The 16935-nt window shown below is 62.5% G+C and carries 11 protein-coding genes and 1 pseudogene; 7 read left to right on the top strand and 5 right to left on the bottom strand.

All coding sequences use genetic code 11. The annotated features are described in order from the left end of the window. Positions 1-90 precede the first annotated feature (90 nt). From ABID19_RS04900 to ABID19_RS04890, 3 genes are all read left to right on the top strand, one after another. Entirely contained in the window at positions 91-336 is a 246-nt protein-coding gene (locus ABID19_RS04900; RefSeq protein ID WP_354488463.1) for a type II toxin-antitoxin system ParD family antitoxin, read from the top strand. 2 nt (positions 337-338) lie between these two features. Beyond that, positions 339-665, top strand: coding sequence for a type II toxin-antitoxin system RelE/ParE family toxin (locus ABID19_RS04895; RefSeq protein ID WP_354488461.1), 327 nt, complete (start codon positions 339-341; stop codon positions 663-665). A 63-nt stretch (positions 666-728) separates the two neighbouring features. Beyond that, positions 729-2381: an acyl-CoA synthetase gene (locus tag ABID19_RS04890; protein WP_354488459.1), complete on the top strand. Its 1653-nt coding sequence runs from the start codon at positions 729-731 to the stop codon at positions 2379-2381. Between the two features lie 70 nt (positions 2382-2451). On the opposite strand, the gene ABID19_RS04885 is transcribed toward ABID19_RS04890, so the two are convergent. After that, complete coding sequence (locus tag ABID19_RS04885; RefSeq protein WP_354488457.1) at positions 2452-2805, bottom strand: VOC family protein; 354 nt, start codon at positions 2803-2805, stop codon at positions 2452-2454. A 241-nt stretch (positions 2806-3046) separates the two neighbouring features. Between ABID19_RS04885 and ABID19_RS04880 the strand changes: the two genes are divergently transcribed. From ABID19_RS04880 to ABID19_RS04865, 4 genes and pseudogenes are all read left to right on the top strand, one after another. Further along, positions 3047-3652: a TetR family transcriptional regulator gene (locus ABID19_RS04880; protein ID WP_354488455.1), complete on the top strand. Its 606-nt coding sequence runs from the start codon at positions 3047-3049 to the stop codon at positions 3650-3652. A 53-nt stretch (positions 3653-3705) separates the two neighbouring features. Beyond that, positions 3706-4866, top strand: a complete 1161-nt coding sequence (locus tag ABID19_RS04875) for an efflux RND transporter periplasmic adaptor subunit (RefSeq protein ID WP_354488453.1) — start codon at positions 3706-3708, stop codon at positions 4864-4866. Positions 4867-5118: 252 nt separating this feature from the next. Beyond that, complete coding sequence (locus ABID19_RS04870; RefSeq protein WP_354488452.1) at positions 5119-8265, top strand: efflux RND transporter permease subunit; 3147 nt, start codon at positions 5119-5121, stop codon at positions 8263-8265. Between the two features lie 40 nt (positions 8266-8305). Then, positions 8306-8444: pseudogene (locus tag ABID19_RS04865) on the top strand (aldehyde dehydrogenase family protein); the annotation flags it as partial. A 167-nt stretch (positions 8445-8611) separates the two neighbouring features. On the opposite strand, the gene ABID19_RS04860 reads toward ABID19_RS04865, so the two are convergent. From ABID19_RS04860 to ABID19_RS04845, 4 genes are all read right to left on the bottom strand, one after another. Beyond that, complete coding sequence (locus ABID19_RS04860; protein WP_354488450.1) at positions 8612-10321, bottom strand: APC family permease; 1710 nt, start codon at positions 10319-10321, stop codon at positions 8612-8614. A 285-nt stretch (positions 10322-10606) separates the two neighbouring features. Beyond that, complete coding sequence (locus tag ABID19_RS04855) at positions 10607-12976, bottom strand: DUF1989 domain-containing protein (RefSeq protein WP_354488448.1); 2370 nt, start codon at positions 12974-12976, stop codon at positions 10607-10609. Between the two features lie 359 nt (positions 12977-13335). After that, complete coding sequence (locus tag ABID19_RS04850) at positions 13336-13962, bottom strand: sarcosine oxidase subunit gamma (protein WP_354488447.1); 627 nt, start codon at positions 13960-13962, stop codon at positions 13336-13338. Continuing rightward, the gene (locus ABID19_RS04845) at positions 13955-16933 is read right to left on the bottom strand and encodes a sarcosine oxidase subunit alpha (protein WP_354489461.1); all 2979 of its coding nucleotides are present in this window, start codon (positions 16931-16933) and stop codon (positions 13955-13957) included. The genes ABID19_RS04850 and ABID19_RS04845 overlap by 8 nt, the downstream gene beginning before the upstream one ends. Positions 16934-16935: the final 2 nt, after the last annotated feature.

The raw sequence follows: 16935 nt of genomic DNA, 5'->3' as shown, positions 1-16935 counted from the left end.
GCGCAGGAATCCAAAAACTACTCTTAATGTCAATAATTGCGCATTTCTTGTTACTACTGTACCATATGCCACCAAACAGGAGGTTCGAGAATGAACGTATCATTGGGAGACCGCTGGGAGACGTTTGTGTCCAACATTGTGAAGCGCGGCCGCTACGGCTCTGCCAGCGAAGTCGTGCGCGAGGGCCTGCGCCTGGTCGAGGAACGCGAGGAAAAGCTGAAGGCGCTACGCGCCATGCTGGACAAATCGCTTGCTGATGACGGCGAAGCGACTGAGCAAGATATTGATGCTGCCTTGGAAGCCAAGGCTGAGCAACTCGCAAAGGAAGGCTTCTAGGAGTGCCACGGCTGCGCATGTTGCCGTCGGTTCAGACAGATTTGATCAATATCTTTGAATACATCACTCGGGAAAGCGGCAGCGTGGTGCTTGGCCGCCGTTTTGTGGGTGCTCTGCGCCAGAAATGCCGTGATCTGGCGAGTTTGCAGGCGACGATCGGTCGTGCTCGTCCCGATCTCCGGCCGGACATCCGGAGTTTCGCTTTCCGGGGATACGTCATTTTCTTCCGTTATAATGGAGATTGTTTCGAGGTGGCGAACATCATCGAAGGGCATCGCGATATCGATAGTTTGTGGTCAGAGAATGAAGGGCATGGGCGTCAGGAGTAGCTGAAGCGACCTTGCTCGCCAGTGGCCGAGGCTAGAAGCGTTCGAAAAAATGGGGAGGACGGGATGGCCAATCCCTACGAACAGGATCTCGACAGGAATCCAGCCAATCACCAGCCGCTGACACCGCTCAGCTACCTCGAGCGGGCGGCAAAGACCTTTCCCGACCATGTGGCGATCATCCATGGCCGCCAGCGCACGACCTATCGCGATTTCTGGCGGCGATCGCTGAAGCTTGCCTCGGCGCTCGCCAAGCGCGGCATCGGCAAGGGCGACACCGTCACCGTCATGCTGTCCAACACACCGCCGATGCTGGAAGCGCATTTCGGCGTGCCGATGACCAAGGCGGTGCTGCATTCGCTCAACACCCGCCTCGATGCCGCGGTCATCGCCTTCCAACTCGACCACGCCGAAACCAAGGTGCTGATTGCCGATCGCGAATTCGCAAATGTCGTCGGCGACGCGCTGGCGCTGGCTAAGGTAAAACCGCTGGTTATCGACTATGACGATCCCGAATACGCGGCCGATGCCCCCTATCCCAAGGGCCAGCGGATCGGCACGCTCGACTATGAGGATTTTGTCGCGGGTGGCGACGAGGACTTCGCCTGGTCGATGCCCGACGACGAGTGGGACGCCATTGCGCTCAACTACACTTCCGGCACGACAGGCAATCCGAAGGGTGTCGTCTACCACCATCGCGGCGCAGCACTGATGGCCTACGCCAACACCATCCACGCCGGCATGGGCAAGCATGCGGTCTATCTGTGGACGCTGCCGATGTTCCACTGCAATGGCTGGTGCTTTCCGTGGACGCTGGCCGTGCAGATCGGCACCCATGTCTGCTTGCGCTGGGTGCGGCCGAAGCCCGTCTACGATGCCATCGCCGATCACGGTGTCACCCATCTGTGCGGCGCACCGGTGGTGATGTCGGTGCTGATCAATGCCAGGGAAGAGGACAAGCGGCAATTCCCGCAGACGGTCACCTTCAACACCGCCGCAGCACCGCCGCCGGAAGCGGTGCTGTCGGGCATGGCCGATGCCGGCTTCGTCGTGACCCATCTCTATGGCCTGACCGAGACCTATGGCCCGGCCGTTGTCAACGAATGGCATAGCGAGTGGGATGGGCTCGAAAAGGGTCTCAGGGCGGCCAGTAAGGCCAGGCAAGGCGTGCGCTATGCCGCGCTCGAAGATCTGACGGTGATGGACCCCGAGACGATGGCGGAGACGCCGGCCGACGGCGAGACCATCGGCGAGGTCATGTTCCGCGGCAACATCGTCATGAAGGGCTATCTGAAGAACCGCAAGGCGAGCGACGAAGCCTTCGCCGGCGGCTGGTTTCACTCGGGTGACCTCGGTGTTATGCATCCCGACGGCTACATCCAGCTCAAGGACCGCTCCAAGGACATCATCATTTCCGGCGGCGAGAACATCTCCTCGATCGAGGTCGAGGAGGCGCTCTACAAGCACCCTGCCGTCGCCTCCTGCGGCGTCGTCGCCAGGCCCGACGACAAATGGGGCGAGGTGCCGGTCGCCTATGTCGAGCTGAAGCCGGGCAGGACGGCGACCGAGGCCGAGATCATCGACCACTGCCGCGCGCTGCTCGCCCGTTTCAAGGTCCCCAAGACGGTGTTCTTCGCCGAAATCCCGAAGACCTCGACCGGCAAGATCCAGAAATTCAGGCTGAGGGAGATGGCGAAGGGGTCTGTGCCGCAGCTTTGAGCCAGCGGCCGTCGACGCTCCAGAATGAATGAACCTCGAAAGGTCGCAAGTCTCACATTTCAGACAATTTCTAGCGAAGGTGGGAGAGTACGTTGAGCAGCTTGCCGGTCGGATCGGCAATGAAGAAACGCCTTACGCCCCACGGTTCGTCGGTCAAATCATAGACAACTCTGCAACCGATCTCGTTGGCGCGAAGGTACACCTCATCGACATTGTCGACCTCGATCGACAGATCGGGCACGGGAGTGCCTGAGCCGCCCTCGCTGGCGATGCTGACCTGGGGGATGGTTGTTTCGCGGGACGCCAGCGTGACGAGCCACCCGTGGTCCATGACGGTATCGAGCCCGAAGAGGTCGGAGTAGAATTTCCGAACATCCGGAATGCTGTCTGTCGCGATATTCGTGACGATGCGCAGTACGGTCATCCCATGATCTCCTTTTCCGCGGCATTGGATGACAATACATAGCCGCGTGGGGGACCGCGTCGATAGCGGGGTGCCTGTGCACTGACCGCAACAGGCTTCATTAACGCTGATCACGCCCAACTGGCGTCAACGGATGTCACCAATCGCCCAAGACGATATTGTCGCAGTTGACATCCAGTCGATTTCGAATTACGAGTGACGAAATTCAAAATTCGTCATTCGTAAGAGATAACTAAACAAGATGCACGATACCCTCGATACGGCCGACCTGGTCCGGCAGGAGAACGTCGCGCGCATCCTCGATTGCGCAGAGCGACTGTTCCGCCACTACGGCTACGGCAAGACCAATGTCGCTGACATAGCGCGCGAACTCGGCATGTCGACGGCTAACATTTACCGTTTCTTCGCCTCGAAGGTCGAGATCCACCAGGCCGTTTGCGGCCGCATGCTCGCCACCTGCTACCAACTGACCTACGACGCCTGCCATAGTCCGGGAACCGCCAGCGAAAAGCTTCGCTGCTACGCGCAAACGCACTATCAGTGGACCCGCGACACCATGCTCGACCAGGAGAAGGTGCACGAAATGGTCGTCGTTGCCATCGAACGCGATTGGCATGTCATCGAGAAGCATATCGACCGGATCCGTAGCCTGGTGGCGGAGGTGATCAGCGACGGGATCGCAGCCGGCGAGTTTGCCGAGCAGGACCCGGAAGTCGCTTCGCGGTGCTTCGGCGCAGCTATCATCACCCTCTGTCACCCGCAGATGGTCGCCCAGTGCCTTGCCAAAGAGAACCGGGCAATGCCGGACGAGCTTATCGAGTTTGCGATCAGGGCCTTGAAGAAATGACCGGCGGCGACCGCCGGTCTCGACAATTCCATCTCCAGTTCGGGAGTACGCAAGTGCCTTTGTCCAAATCCATCATGAACAGGCTGTCGGCCGTCGGTCCGGCTCTGGTCGTCGTCGCGGGGCTTGGGCTCGCCGGCTGCTCGCAGGAAAAAGTGGAAGTCAAGGACACCGTCCGGCCGGTCAAGGTCGTCGAGATCGCCAAGGCGAACGATACCCGTGAGCTCTCCTACTCCGGATCGGTGCGCGCCCGCACCGAGATGAATCTCGGCTTCCGCATCAACGGTAAGATCACCGAGCGCCTGGTCGACATCGGCCAGCGCGTGAAGCCGGGCGACGTTCTGGCCCGCATCGATCCCGCCGACTACGACCTTTCGGTCAACAGCGCCGAGGCCAGCCTCGAGGCCGCCGAGCGGCAGGTCGAGACAACAGGCCTTGCCCGTCGTCGCGCCGAACAGTTGTTTGCCAAGAACTTCGCATCGAAATCGCAGCTCGAACAGGCGACGCTCAGCTATGACCAGGCGGTCGCCACCCGGAACTCCGCCCGCTCAACGCTTGACCAGGCAAAAAACCAGGTCCTCTACACCGACCTCAAGTCCGACAGGAACGGCATTGTCACAGCAGTCACCGCCGATGTCGGTCAGGTGGTCGGGTCCGGCACGCCAGTTGTGACCGTTGCCGTCGATGGCGAGAAGGAAGTGCTGATCGCCGTTCCGGAAATGGATATCGCCCAGTTCAAACCGGGCAAGGAAGTCAAGGCAGGCTTCTGGTCCGACGACGCGCTGACGCTCGACGGCAAGGTCCGCGAAGTCGCTGGCAGCGCCGATCAGCAGTCGCGTACCTTTGCCGTTCGCGTCAGCCTGCCCAACGATCCGCGCGTGCTTCTCGGCATGACCGCCAACATCGAAGCTTCGGCGGCCAACAACCGCCCACAAAGCGTATCGATCCCGTTGAGCGCGCTGGCGCAAAAGGATGGCCAGCAGATCGTCTGGACCGTGGACCGCAACGGCGAGACCGTCCACGCGCGTCCGGTCAAGGTCGCCGAATTCACCGCCGACGGCGTGCGTGTCGCCGAAGGTTTGAAACCCGGCGATGTCGTCGTTGCGGCGGGCACACAATTCATGGCCGAAAATCTGAAGGTCAAGCTGACCGGTGATGCGGTGCAACAGTCCGCATCGGCGGACGATGATGGTAACGCCGCCAAGCGCCTGCGCTGACGGCTGGCAGATAAAACCGGCTTTTCCTCGCCTCGGCGCAAGCCACGAGGTCAAGCGGTTCATGGTTTCCGGGCGGCAGGGTGCCCGATTGTCGAGACGTCGGATCGATGTAACCCCCCAACATCGATCCTCGCGTCCCACAGCGATGAGTGTCTCTCCGCTCGGAAAGCCTCGCCGCCCGGAAGCCAGCATTAGAAGTTCCGTGGGCATGCCACGAGCGTGCGCTGACGATCAGACAAATGGACTGGCGCTATGACCACCGACACCAATGAAAAGCGGCCCTTCAACCTTTCGCGCTGGGCAATCGGGCATCCGAGCATTGCGCGGTTCCTGTTCGGCCTGATCATCGTTGCCGGTGCGCTCGGCCTGATGCGCATGGGCCAGAAGGAAGACCCGGATTTCACCTTCCGCGTCATGGTCGTCCAGGCTGTCTGGCCGGGTGCCTCGATCCAGGACATGGAGGACCAGGTCGTCAACAAGATCGAGCGCAAGCTGCAGGAAACGCCGCACCTCGATTTCGTCCGTTCCTACACGCGCGCCGGCAGCGCCATCATCACCTTGCAGGTGAAAGGCGACACCAATCCCGCTGAGGTCGCGGATGCCTTCTACCAGGTTCGCAAGAAGGTCGGCGATATCGCCAATGAGTTGCCTCAGGGGCTGCTTGGGCCCTACTTCAACGATGAGTTCGGCGACACTTTCATCACTTTGCATTCGATCAGCGGCGACGGCTACACCTATCCCGAGCTGAAGAAATTGGCCATCCAGGCGCGTGACATGCTGCTGACGACGCCCGGCGTCGAGAAGGCCGTGATCATCGGCGATCAGCCGGAAAAACTCTATATCGACGTTTCGTCCAAGGTGCTTGCCGAGCGTGGCCTGACGCTGACCGACCTGCAGAACGCGATCAAGGGCCAGAACAATGTCGATCCGGCGGGCTCGGTCGATACCGGCACGAACTCGGTGCGCATTTCGGTCGAGGGCGACGTAACCAAGGCTGCCGACATCCGCGAACTTCGCTTGCGCGCCGGCAACCAGGTGACGCGCCTGGGCGACATCGCCACCGTGACCTCGGGCCTCGAGGATCCCTATCAGCGCAAATACCGCTTCAACGGCCACGACAGCGTCCAGGTCGGTGTCGTCATGGCCAAGGGCTTCAATGTCACCGATGTCGGCAAGGACGTCGAGGCGACCTATCACCGCTTCGAAGAGGCGCTGCCTTACGGCGTTGCGGTCGATCAGATCGCCGACCAGCCGGAAGTCGTGCGGGAAGCGGTGGGTGAGTTCATGAAGGCGCTTGGCGAGGCGCTGCTGATCGTGCTTGTCGTCTCGTTCCTGACGATCGGCTGGCGCTCGGGCCTGGTGATCGCGATCACCATTCCGCTCGTCCTGGCCGCTACCTTCGCCATCATGTACGAGATCGGCATCGATCTGCAGCGCATTTCGCTCGGCGCGCTGATCATCGCGCTCGGCCTGCTCGTCGACGACGCGATGATCGTCGTCGAAATGATGGAACGAAAGCTCGAGGAGGGACTGGTCAAGGTCGAGGCGGCGAGCTTCGCCTATACCTCCACGGCCTTCCCGATGCTGACCGGCACGCTGATCACCACTGCCGGCTTCATCCCGGTCGGCTTCGCCGCCTCGACCGCCGGTGAATATGTGCGCACGCTGTTCTATGTCGTCGGCATCGCGCTGGTCGTGTCCTGGTTCGTGGCGGTCTATTTCACGCCGTGGCTCGGTAACATGATCCTCAAGCAGCGAAAACACGCCGGCAACCATCACGACGTCTTCGACACGCGCTTCTATCGCCGGCTACGCGCCACCGTCAGCTGGTCCGTGCGCCACCGCATCATCGTGCTGGTCATGACGTTGGTGACCTTCGCAACCAGCCTTTGGGCGTTCCAGTTCATCCCGCAGAATTTCTTCCCGCAGTCGTCGCGTCCGGAAATCCTTGTCGACCTCTGGCTGCCGGAAGGCACCAGCATCAAGGAAGTCGAGACGCAGGCCAAGGCGCTTGAAACCAGGATGATGGACGACAAGGACAAGCGCTTCATCGCCACCTATATCGGCGAGGGCGCGCCGCGCTTCTTCCTGCCGCTCGACCAGCAGCTTCGCAATCCGAACTTCGCCCAGCTTCTGGTGATGGCCAATGACGAACCGGCCCGCGAACGGCTGATCGTCAAGCTGCGCACCATTCTGGCCGAGGATTTTCCGTCGATCCGTGCCAAGGTCGACCGCCTGTTCCTCGGACCGCCCACCGGCTGGCCGGTGCAGATGCGAGTCATGGGACCGGATCGCCAGGAGGTGCGCCGCATCGCCGACGAGGTGAAGGCGAAGTTCCAGGCAAATCCGCTGCTCGGCGCCGTCCACGACGACTGGCTGGAGCCGGTGCCGGAGATGAAGCTGGTGATCGACCAGGATCGCGCCCGTGCGCTCGGCGTCTCCTCGCAACGCATCCGCCAGATGTTGCAGGCAACCATGTCGGGAGCGCCGCTCGATGATTTCCGCGACGGCGAGGAGACCGTTTCGATCGTCGCTCGCGAACCGGAAGCGAGCCGTCACCTGCTGTCGGCGGTCGACTCCGTTTCTATCCCGACGGATTTCGGTGGCTTCGTGCCGCTATCCCAGGTTGCCAAGGTCGTTCCCGTGCTGGAGCAAGGCGTCGAATGGCGGCGCGACCGCCTGCCGACCATCAGCGTGCGTGCCACGCTGCCGGACGGCGTGCAGTCGAACGATGTCGTGATGAAGATGTACAGCGAGATGCAAGGCCTGCGCGACGGCCTCGCACCCGGCTACAACATCGAGATTCAGGGCGGCGCCGAGGATTCGGCCGAGAGCCAGGCCTCGATTGCTGCAAAAGCTCCAATCATGCTGGCCGTCATCGTCGTACTGCTGATGATCCAGCTGCAGCACTTCGGCAAGGCGATGCTGGTGCTGGCGACCGGTCCGCTCGGCATCATCGGTGCAGCCGCAGCACTTTTGATCAGTGGCGCGCCGTTTGGTTTCGTCGCCATCCTCGGCGTGATCGCGCTGCTTGGCATCATCATGCGCAACTCGATCATCCTGGTCGATCAGATCGACCAGGATATCGCGGCCGGCATGGAGCGCTCGGAGGCCATCATCGGCTCGGCAGTCCGCCGCTTCCGGCCGATCATGCTGACGGCGCTGACCGCGGTCCTGGCGCTGATCCCGATTTCGCGCGGCGTCTTCTGGGGTCCGCTCGCTTATGCGATGATGGGCGGCATTCTCGTCGCTACGGTGCTGACCATTCTTGTCCTTCCGGCAGGCTACGCCTTGTTCTTCGGCCGGGAGCGCAAGAAGGCCGGCGACGCTGAGCAGGCGGCCGAGCCGGAGTTGGCAGACAACGACGACAGGCCGCGACTGCCCCTAGCTGCCGAATAGAGTGCCGCCGAATGGAGCTGTTGGCAGATGTGACGTCCCGGTCTGGGTGAACACCTCCACGCCATCGATCCGGCGGTGCCTTCGGCGGCTACAAGATGAGCGGCTACGGCCGCGAGGGCGGCGCCGAGCACCTCGACGAGTATCTCAATACCAAGGGCGTGTTCATCAAGATCGATTGAGTGATCCGCCGATTGGCCCTGACACGAAAAAACCCGCCTCGGCGGCGGGTCATCATCGGCACGAATCATTAGCACAGCTAAATTAATAGCATAGCTGCAGGCACAAAGCAAGAACAAAACATGCGGGGATCAAGCGTGCATCGCGCGCTTGATCCCCTCAGGCGGGGTCAGATGACGAATAGCCAGTTGGCGAGCAGCATCACCACGACGCCGGCGATCAGCGTCAAATAGGGCAGGATGCCCGCCTTTCTGACCGCGAGATCGGACGACGTCATGCCGAGATCAGCGAGCATGTGATCGGGGAATTTGCCTTTGTCCTGAATGTAATGCCGGAAGCAGAACACCGGGATGATCAGCGCCGCCGTGATCAATCCTGCCCACAGTGCCATTGGGTTCCAGACCTTGGCCCCGGCGCCCATGAAGATCATGTTGACATAGGCAAAGATGGCGCCGAGGCCGAGCAGCCAGCTCGGTGCCTTCCAAGGCCGCGCGATGTGGCCGTTGTCGATGCGGTGGATCCAGCCGGCGTTGAGGTTGAGGAAGTTGAAGATGATGTAGCCGCAATTCGACACGGCGAGGATGAAGAAGAAACTCGTCGCGTCGGCCGAGGCGATGGCCAGCACGGCCAGGTTGAAGATCAGGTCGGTCCACATCGCCCGCGTCGGGGCGCCATGCTCGTTGACATGGCTGAGATAGCGCGGCAGCCAGCCATCGACCGAGCCTTGGTAGAGCGTGCGCGAGGAACCCGCCATCGCCGTCATGATGCACAGCACCAGTGCCAGGATCATCAGCATCACCAGCAGGCTGTGGATCAGCTGTCCGCCACCGACCATGCCTGCCAGCGCATCGGCGACGCCGGAGCCGTCGACGATCGGGGTTGCCAGCATGCCGTTCAAGCCGAGCACGCCCTGGAAGGTGAACGGCACCAGGATGAACAGCAGCATGCACAAGAGGCCGGAATAGAAGATCGCCTTGAACGTGTCGGTGCCAGGCGTCTTGAACTCCGACGTGTAGCAGACGGCGGTCTCAAAGCCGTAGGTCGACCAGGCGGCGATGAACATGCCGCCGAGAACGAGCGTCCAGCCGGCGATGTTCCACGCCCCGGGCTCCGGCGCGTAGGCGGCTGCCAGCGGCACCAGCGGCGAAAAGTTCGCCCAGTCGATCTGGCCGGTGATGATCGGCACGACGCCGACGATCAGCATCGGGATGATCACGAATAGGCCGATATATTTCTGCACGTTGGCCGTGCCCAGGATGCCGCGGTGCTGGATGGAGAAGATGATCAGCATCAGCACCGCGCCGATGAAGAAGGTGGCGTTGAAGGTGAAGGAGACCGGACCCAGCGTGTGCCCGTAGAGCGTCCAGGTGCGGATCGCCGGTGTGGCGGCCGCGGTCACCGCCGTGATGGCGTCGGCAGCACTCGTTCCGGCATGAGCCGCGATATAGGCGGCGACTTCCGGCGAGGTGTCGGTAAACAGCGGCACCGGCGCCAGCGCGTTGAGGATATAGGCGGCGGCGATCGAGCAGCCAAGCGACAGCACCGGCGACCAGGCGAACCAGTTGCACCACACCGATAGCGGCGCGATGAACTTGGAATAGCGCAGCCAGGCGGTGGCGCCATAGATCGAGGCGCCGCCGGACTTGTTTGGAAACAGGCCGGCGATCTCCGCATAGGTGAAGGATTGCAGGAAGCCCATGATCATGGACATGGTCCAGATCAGGAAGGCCAGCTTCCCGGTCGTCCCGGCAATGCCGCCGATCGAAAACAGGACAAGGGCGGGAACGCCGCTTGCCACCCAGAAGGCGCCGCGCCAATCGATGTTCCGGTGCAGCTTCCCTTCGGCAGCCGGCGCCAAGGCAGAGACTATCGTGCTCATATGTGTGAATTCCCCTTTTTGATGTTCCCCATCGGCGGCGACCGCGACCGCGCGAGGCGTCACCGACGCACGCGTTGAACGACCTCAGGCGTTTTCCGCTCAGTGGTATTTTTTTCTTAGCAGTGAAGATTGATCCGTCACGCTTTCACGTCAAGCTTTTTGTGAAGCTGTGCACATCGCAGGTGTGGAACATGCGCCGGCGGCACGCGCCGCCAGCTTATACAGGCGAGAAATCGACTTTTGCACGCGTATGGCTCGCGCCATTCCCGATCCTTGAAACCGGCGTTAGGAGCGCGGTCTGGTCTTTTGCGGGTCGTAATGGGCGAAGGCGACGACCCGCGCCGGCAGCCGCTTGCTGTGGCCGTCGAGCTTGCCGATCTCGACCTCGGTGCCAATGGCGGCATGGGTGACGTCAAGCCTGGCCAGCGCGATATTCTTGTTCAGCACCGGCGAACGCATGCCCGAGGTGACCTCGCCGATCTGGGCGCGGCCGATATGGACGCAATCGCCATGGCCGACCGCGACGTTGGCGTCGATGTCGAGGCCGACCAGTTTCTTCTGCGGGTTTTCCTTGCGCCGGATCAGCGCCTCGCGGCCGATGAAATCGTCGGTCTTGGTCTTCAGCGGCACGGTGAAGCCGATGCCGGCCTCGAACGGATCGGTCTGGTCGGAAAATTCATGGCCGGCAAAAATCAGCCCGGCCTCGATGCGCACCATGTCGAGCGCCTGCAGCCCCATCGGCTTCAAGCCGTGCGGCTGGCCGGCCTCCCAGATGGCATCGAACACCTTCTCGGCGTCGCGCGGATGGCACCAGATCTCGTAGCCGAGTTCGCCGGTGTAGCCGGTGCGCGAGACAACGACCGGAATGCCGTTGCCGCCGCCGATACGGGCAACGGCGAAGCGGAACCATTCGAGCTCCTCGATCGATGGCTGCAGCGGCGAGGTCCAGATGATCTCCTTGAGGATGTCACGGCTCTTCGGCCCCTGCACGGCGACATTGTGCATCTGATCGGTGGACGAGCGCACCAGCACGTTGAGGCCGAGTTTAGTCGCCGTCTCACGCAGCCATTCGCCGGAAAGCTCGTCGCCGCCGACCCAGCGGAAATTGTCCTTGCCGAGCCTGAGCAGCGTGCCGTCATCGATCATGCCGCCATGGTCGTAGCACATGGCGGAATAGACGACCTGGCCGACGCCGAGTTTTTTCACGTCGCGGGTCAGCGTGTATTGCAGCAGCGCTTCGGAATCCGGACCGGTGACCTCGAACTTGCGCAGTGGCGACAGGTCCATGATCACGGCATCCTGCCGGCAGGCCCAGTACTCGTCGATAGCCCCTTCTTTGGCGAAGGAATTGGCCAGCCAATAGCCCCTGTACTCGACGAAGTTGCGGGTGTGCTTGGCAAAGCTCGAATGAAAGGCTGTCTCGCGGGTCATTTTCGGTTCCGAATCGGGCGTCATGCGTCTGGCGATCGCTCGCGAGAATTTGTGCTGGCCGGAATAGGTTCGCACATGGATGTCGGTCAGGTTCCAGCCATTGGCCGGCGTGGTGTCGTCAGGGCAGGCGGACGAGACGCAGACGATGTCGGTAAGCGCCCGCAGCAGCACATAGTCGCCCGGCCGCGACCACGGCTCGTCGGAAACCATGACGCCATGCGCGTCGATCGCCGTGTTGAAGAAGAAGTTGATCGCCATCCAGCCCGCGCGGGGATTTACGCCTTTGTCCGAGAGCGCGCGGTTGAAATTCTCCGAGCAGTTGGGATGACCGGGATAGCCGATGTCGTCGTAATATTTGGCCGCACAAGCGAGCGCGAATGCATCATGCCGGCCGCATGTGTCCTGCACCACCTCGACCAGCGGCTCCATGTCCTGGTCGTAGTATTTCGAATGCAAGCCGGGCATCGGATAGCTCGAACCCATCAGCGTGCGGGTCGTCGTCACGTCGAGCGGATGGTCGCGTCCCTTGTCGAGCTTGCGGGCGGAAAAGCACTGGAAGTCGGTGCACTGGCGCCCGTCGACATCGATGATCTGTAGATAGTCGCCCGCCTTGACGAAGTAGGATTCCGCGGTCGCCGAATGGACGCGCAAATCGAGCACCGGATCGGCGAGCGGATCGCCCAATTGCGACTTCGCCGCCGGACGGATGGTGGCGCGGCGCACGATGACGCTGAGCGGCGTCGCAGTGTCGTGGCCATCGACCAGCATCGGCCCGCCAGGAGCGGCGATCAGCATCGCGCCGTCGCGGGCGACGGTAAAACCCTGTTCGGTGCCGGCAGGGGTGGCGCCGCTGAAGACCCGCACCGCCTTTGGCTGATCAAGCTGCACCTGGCGTCGCTCGAGCCCCCGGCGCAAGGAAGCGAGGCTGTCGTCGCCATCGGCCAGCAGCGCCTTGATGCCGGCGGCATTGCTGTTCGATTTCTCACCGAGAATGCCTGCGTCGGTGGTGCCGCTCTTGTCCCATGCCAGCAGTTCGCAGGCCTGCCCGCCTTCGACATTGCGCACGGTGATGGTGTCACCGGCCTCGATATCGATGAGCACCGCGCCATTGCCTTGAACGGAATAGCGCTCCATGCCGGCCGGCAGCGCAATCTGGCCGGGCCTAAGGACGAGGCTCGGCCGGGGCGGTCCGGCTGCGACGGCGGGGTAGGGCGACTGGCTCATCTCGACCCTGTGGTTTAGGAAATAAGTTTGCCTGTACGTGAAATTATTTTAGCAGCAAGAATAGGCTCGGAAGGCTGGATTTGGCAAGGCGAAGGGTGTCGCGCGGGGCTCGGTCGGTTCAGGTTGAATTTCTCGCCGATCAGCCTTGTCTTCCGAACGTCGGCGCTGCCCCTCATCTGGCTGCCGCCATCTTCTCCCCGTAAACGGGGCGAAGGACGCTCCCATCGCCGCTTTCGCCAATCTCCAACGTTCCAAAAAAAAATGGCGCCGGCGTCGCGGCCAGCTTCTTTCTCCCCGTTCACGGGGAGAAATGCCCGGCAGGGCAATGAGGGGCAGCGCCAAACTCCGCAATTACCGAACTAAAGTTCCTCGGAATACTCGATCTCGACACCATACTCCGCAGCCGAATCCAGCATCGTGTGCCACAGACTTTCAGCAAACGTTGCAAACACCAAAACGTTGAACGCCGCCTGTCCGTCCGGCTTGTCCGCGCCGCGCCAGAGCGTAACGCTGGTATGATCCATTGAGGTCGCAGCAGCAGCCCCAACCGGGAACGCCATGGGGTGCAAATCGATCGACGACAGCTTGGCCAGCATCGCCCGCGCCTTGGCGCCGGAGATGCTGATCAGCACTCGCGCATGCGATTGGTCCGACAGCGAGGCGGAAGATGCAAACGCCTGAGCGAGTGTTTCAGCCGTGTGCTTGCCGCCCTTCGACAGAACGAAGAACTGATCCGGTCCCGACCACACGAGCACGGCGTCCGAAGCGCTGACCACCTTCGGCACATCCGGAGCCGCCATGCCGAAACGGGCTTTGGCGTCGCTTGCCAGGTCCGCCGCTTTCCCGCGCCGCGCCATGATCTGGATCAGGTCGAAATTGCGGATCTCGGTGAGCGAAATGCCCGGCGTGACGCCGCGCGCACCATAGGCGCCTTCAACAAGTGCGTGCTCCAGTGGACTGCGAGAAACCCATGAAAACTCAGCCACGCTGGCGCCCTCCATCCGGATCGTAGAAGACGGGATTGCACAGTTCGACATCATAGTCTTCGCCGCGCAGCGGGTCATGCGCATGGACGATCTCGCCGATCCGCTCGCGGCCGCGCTCGACAAGCGCCAGCCCGATCCACTGGTCGAGCGTCGGCGAAAAGCATACCGACGTGACATAACCCTGGTCGTTGGCGGAACCTGGTATCTCGCCCTTCGGAATGATATGCGCGCCGGAGCGCAGGCGGCGTGTCTTGTCCGTCGGCTTGATGCCGACCACCACCTGCCGGTCCGGCGCAACCAGCGCCTCTCGTCCGGCCATGACGCGGCCGATAAAATCCTTCTTGGTCGACATCATCTTGCCCAGGCCGAGGTCGGCGGCGGTCGTGGTGCCGTTCAGCTCCGGCCCGGCGACATGGCCCTTTTCGATGCGCATGACGCCGAGCGCCTCGGTGCCGTAGGGCGTCACGCCGAATGGTTTGCCGGCCAGCATAAGGTTGCGCACAAGCGCGTCGCCGTAGCGGGCCGGAACGGAGATCTCGAACGCCATCTCGCCGGAGAACGAGATGCGGAACAGCCGCGCCCTGATGCCGCCGCGCAGCGCCACTTCGCGCGCGCCCATGAACGGAAAGCCCTCGTTCGACAGATCCTCGGCCGGATCAACGATTTCCCGAAGCAGGTCCCGGGTCTTTGGCCCGGCGATTGAGAATTGCGCCCACTGGTCGGACACCGACGTCAATTGCACGTCGAGTTCAGGAAACAGCACCTGCCGGCAGAATTCGAGATGCTGCATCACCGGCCCGGCCTTGGCAGTAGTGGTGGTCAGGAAATAATGGCCTTCGGCCAGCCGCGACGTGGTGCCGTCGTCATAGACCATGCCGTCCTCGCGCAGCATCAGCCCGTAGCGCGCTTTTCCCACAGCCAGACTGGAGAAGGTGTTGATGTAGACGCGGTCGAGGAAGGCGCCGGCATCCGGGCCGTGCACGTCGATCTTGCCGAGCGTCGAGACGTCGCAGAAGCCGACGCCGCCGCGCACCGCCTTGACCTCGCGGGTAACGGACTCCAGCCAGTCCTTCTCGCCGGCGCGCGGATACCATTGAGCGCGCTTCCACAGGCCGGTGTCGACGAATACCGCGCCTTGTTCGGCCGCCCAGTGGTGCGACGGCGTCAGTCGTGTCGCATGGAAGTTCTCGTCGCGATGATGGCCGGCGAAGGCACCGATGGCGACCGGCACATAGGGCGGACGGTAGATCGTCGTGCCGGTCTCGGGGATCGATTTGCCCGATACCGCCGCCATAATGGCGAGGCCGGCGACGTTCGAGGTCTTGCCCTGGTCGGTAGCCATGCCGAGCGTCGTGTAGCGCTTCAGATGCTCGACCGATTCAAAGCCCTCGCGCTGCGCCAGTTCGATGTCCGAAGCGGTGACGTCATGCTGATAGTCGACAAAAGCTTTGCCTTTACCGGCGACATGCCAGAGCGGGGTCAGCGAAAAAGCCTCATCATTGGCAACTGGCGGCGTGCCGGCATTGCCGCTGCGCCCGGCGCTCTGTGCCGCAGCCGCACCGGCGGCAAACCCCTGGCGCAGGCAGGCGCCGAGGCCGAAGGCGCCGTTGGCAGCACCTGCGGCCACCATGCCCAGAGGAGCGCTGTCCGGCACGAAGGCCGATATGTCGTCCTGCCATTTCGGCCGCCCGCGATGGTAGGAGGTCAACCCGACCGCCGGGTTCCAGCCGCCGGAAACGGCAAGCCCGTCGACCTCGACCTCGGCGCGTGCGCCGCGGGTGAGCGATACCGAGATTTTTCGGACACCGTCCTTCCCGCCATCGACCGCGCTGACCGAACCGTTTAGCACCGGGAAACCGCCTTTCGAGGCGAGCGAACGATGAGCAGGGGAAACATCCGGCCGCGCATCGACGACCGCTGCGATCTGCAATCCGGCGCCAAGTGCCCTCTCGACCGTGCGCCAGCCATCCTCATTGTTGGTGAACAGCGCGATGCGTTTGGCCGGCGTCGCCGCATAGCGCGCGACATAGGTCCGCATCGCCGAAGCCATCATCACGCCGGGCGTGTCGTTGCCGGCAAAGACGATCGGCCGTTCGATGGCGCCGGCGGCAACGATTGAGCGCTTTGCCACGATCCGCCACAGCCGCTGGCGCACCTGATGCTCCGGCGGGGAGGGCAGATGGTCGTTGACGCGTTCGATCGCGCCATAGGTGCCGCCATCATAGACGCCGATCAATGTCGTGCGGTTCATGATACGGACATCGGGCAGCGTGGCGAGCTCGGCCAGCGTGCGCGAAATCCATTCGGCCGCCGGCATGCCGTCGATCGTGCCGCCGTCGGCGAGCAGACGGCCGCCGAGCGCAAAATCTTCCTCGCACAGGATGACGCGGGCGCCAGATCGGCCGGCAGCAAGTGCTGCCGCGAGCCCGGCCGGGCCGGAACCGGCGATCAGCACGTCGCAATGCGCCCAGGCCTTATCGTAATGGTCGGGATCGGCGACGCCAGCCGCGCGGCCAAGACCGGCGGCGCGGCGGATCGCCGGCTCATAGATCGCTTCCCAGAATTTTGCCGGCCACATGAAAGTCTTGTAGTAGAAGCCGGCAACGAAGATCGGCGCGAACAACTGGTTCACCGCCATCAGATCGTGCCGCAGCGACGGCCAGCGGTTCTGGCTGGCCGCTTCGAGACCGTCGTAAAGTTCTGCCGTGGTCGCTTTGGTGTTCGGTTCGCGGCGCGCGCCCGTTCGCAGCTCGACCAAGGCGTTGGGCTCTTCCGAACCAGCGGTCAGGATGCCGCGCGGCCGGTGGTATTTGAACGAGCGGCCGACCAGCCTGACGCCGTTGGCAATCAGGGCCGAGGCAAGCGTGTCGCCTTCGAAGCCGGCAAAGGTTTTGCCGTCGAAGCGAAAATTCAGCGGTGCCGAACGATCGATAAGGCCGCCCGATGAGAGACGATTGGGTTGGCTGGAAATCA

It is taken from the genome of Mesorhizobium robiniae (genome assembly GCF_040545535.1).
GTDB classification, from domain to species: Bacteria; Pseudomonadota; Alphaproteobacteria; order Rhizobiales; family Rhizobiaceae; genus Mesorhizobium; species Mesorhizobium robiniae.
Note: the sequence above shows the minus strand (reverse complement) of the source record. Positions and strands in the feature narration are given on the sequence as shown.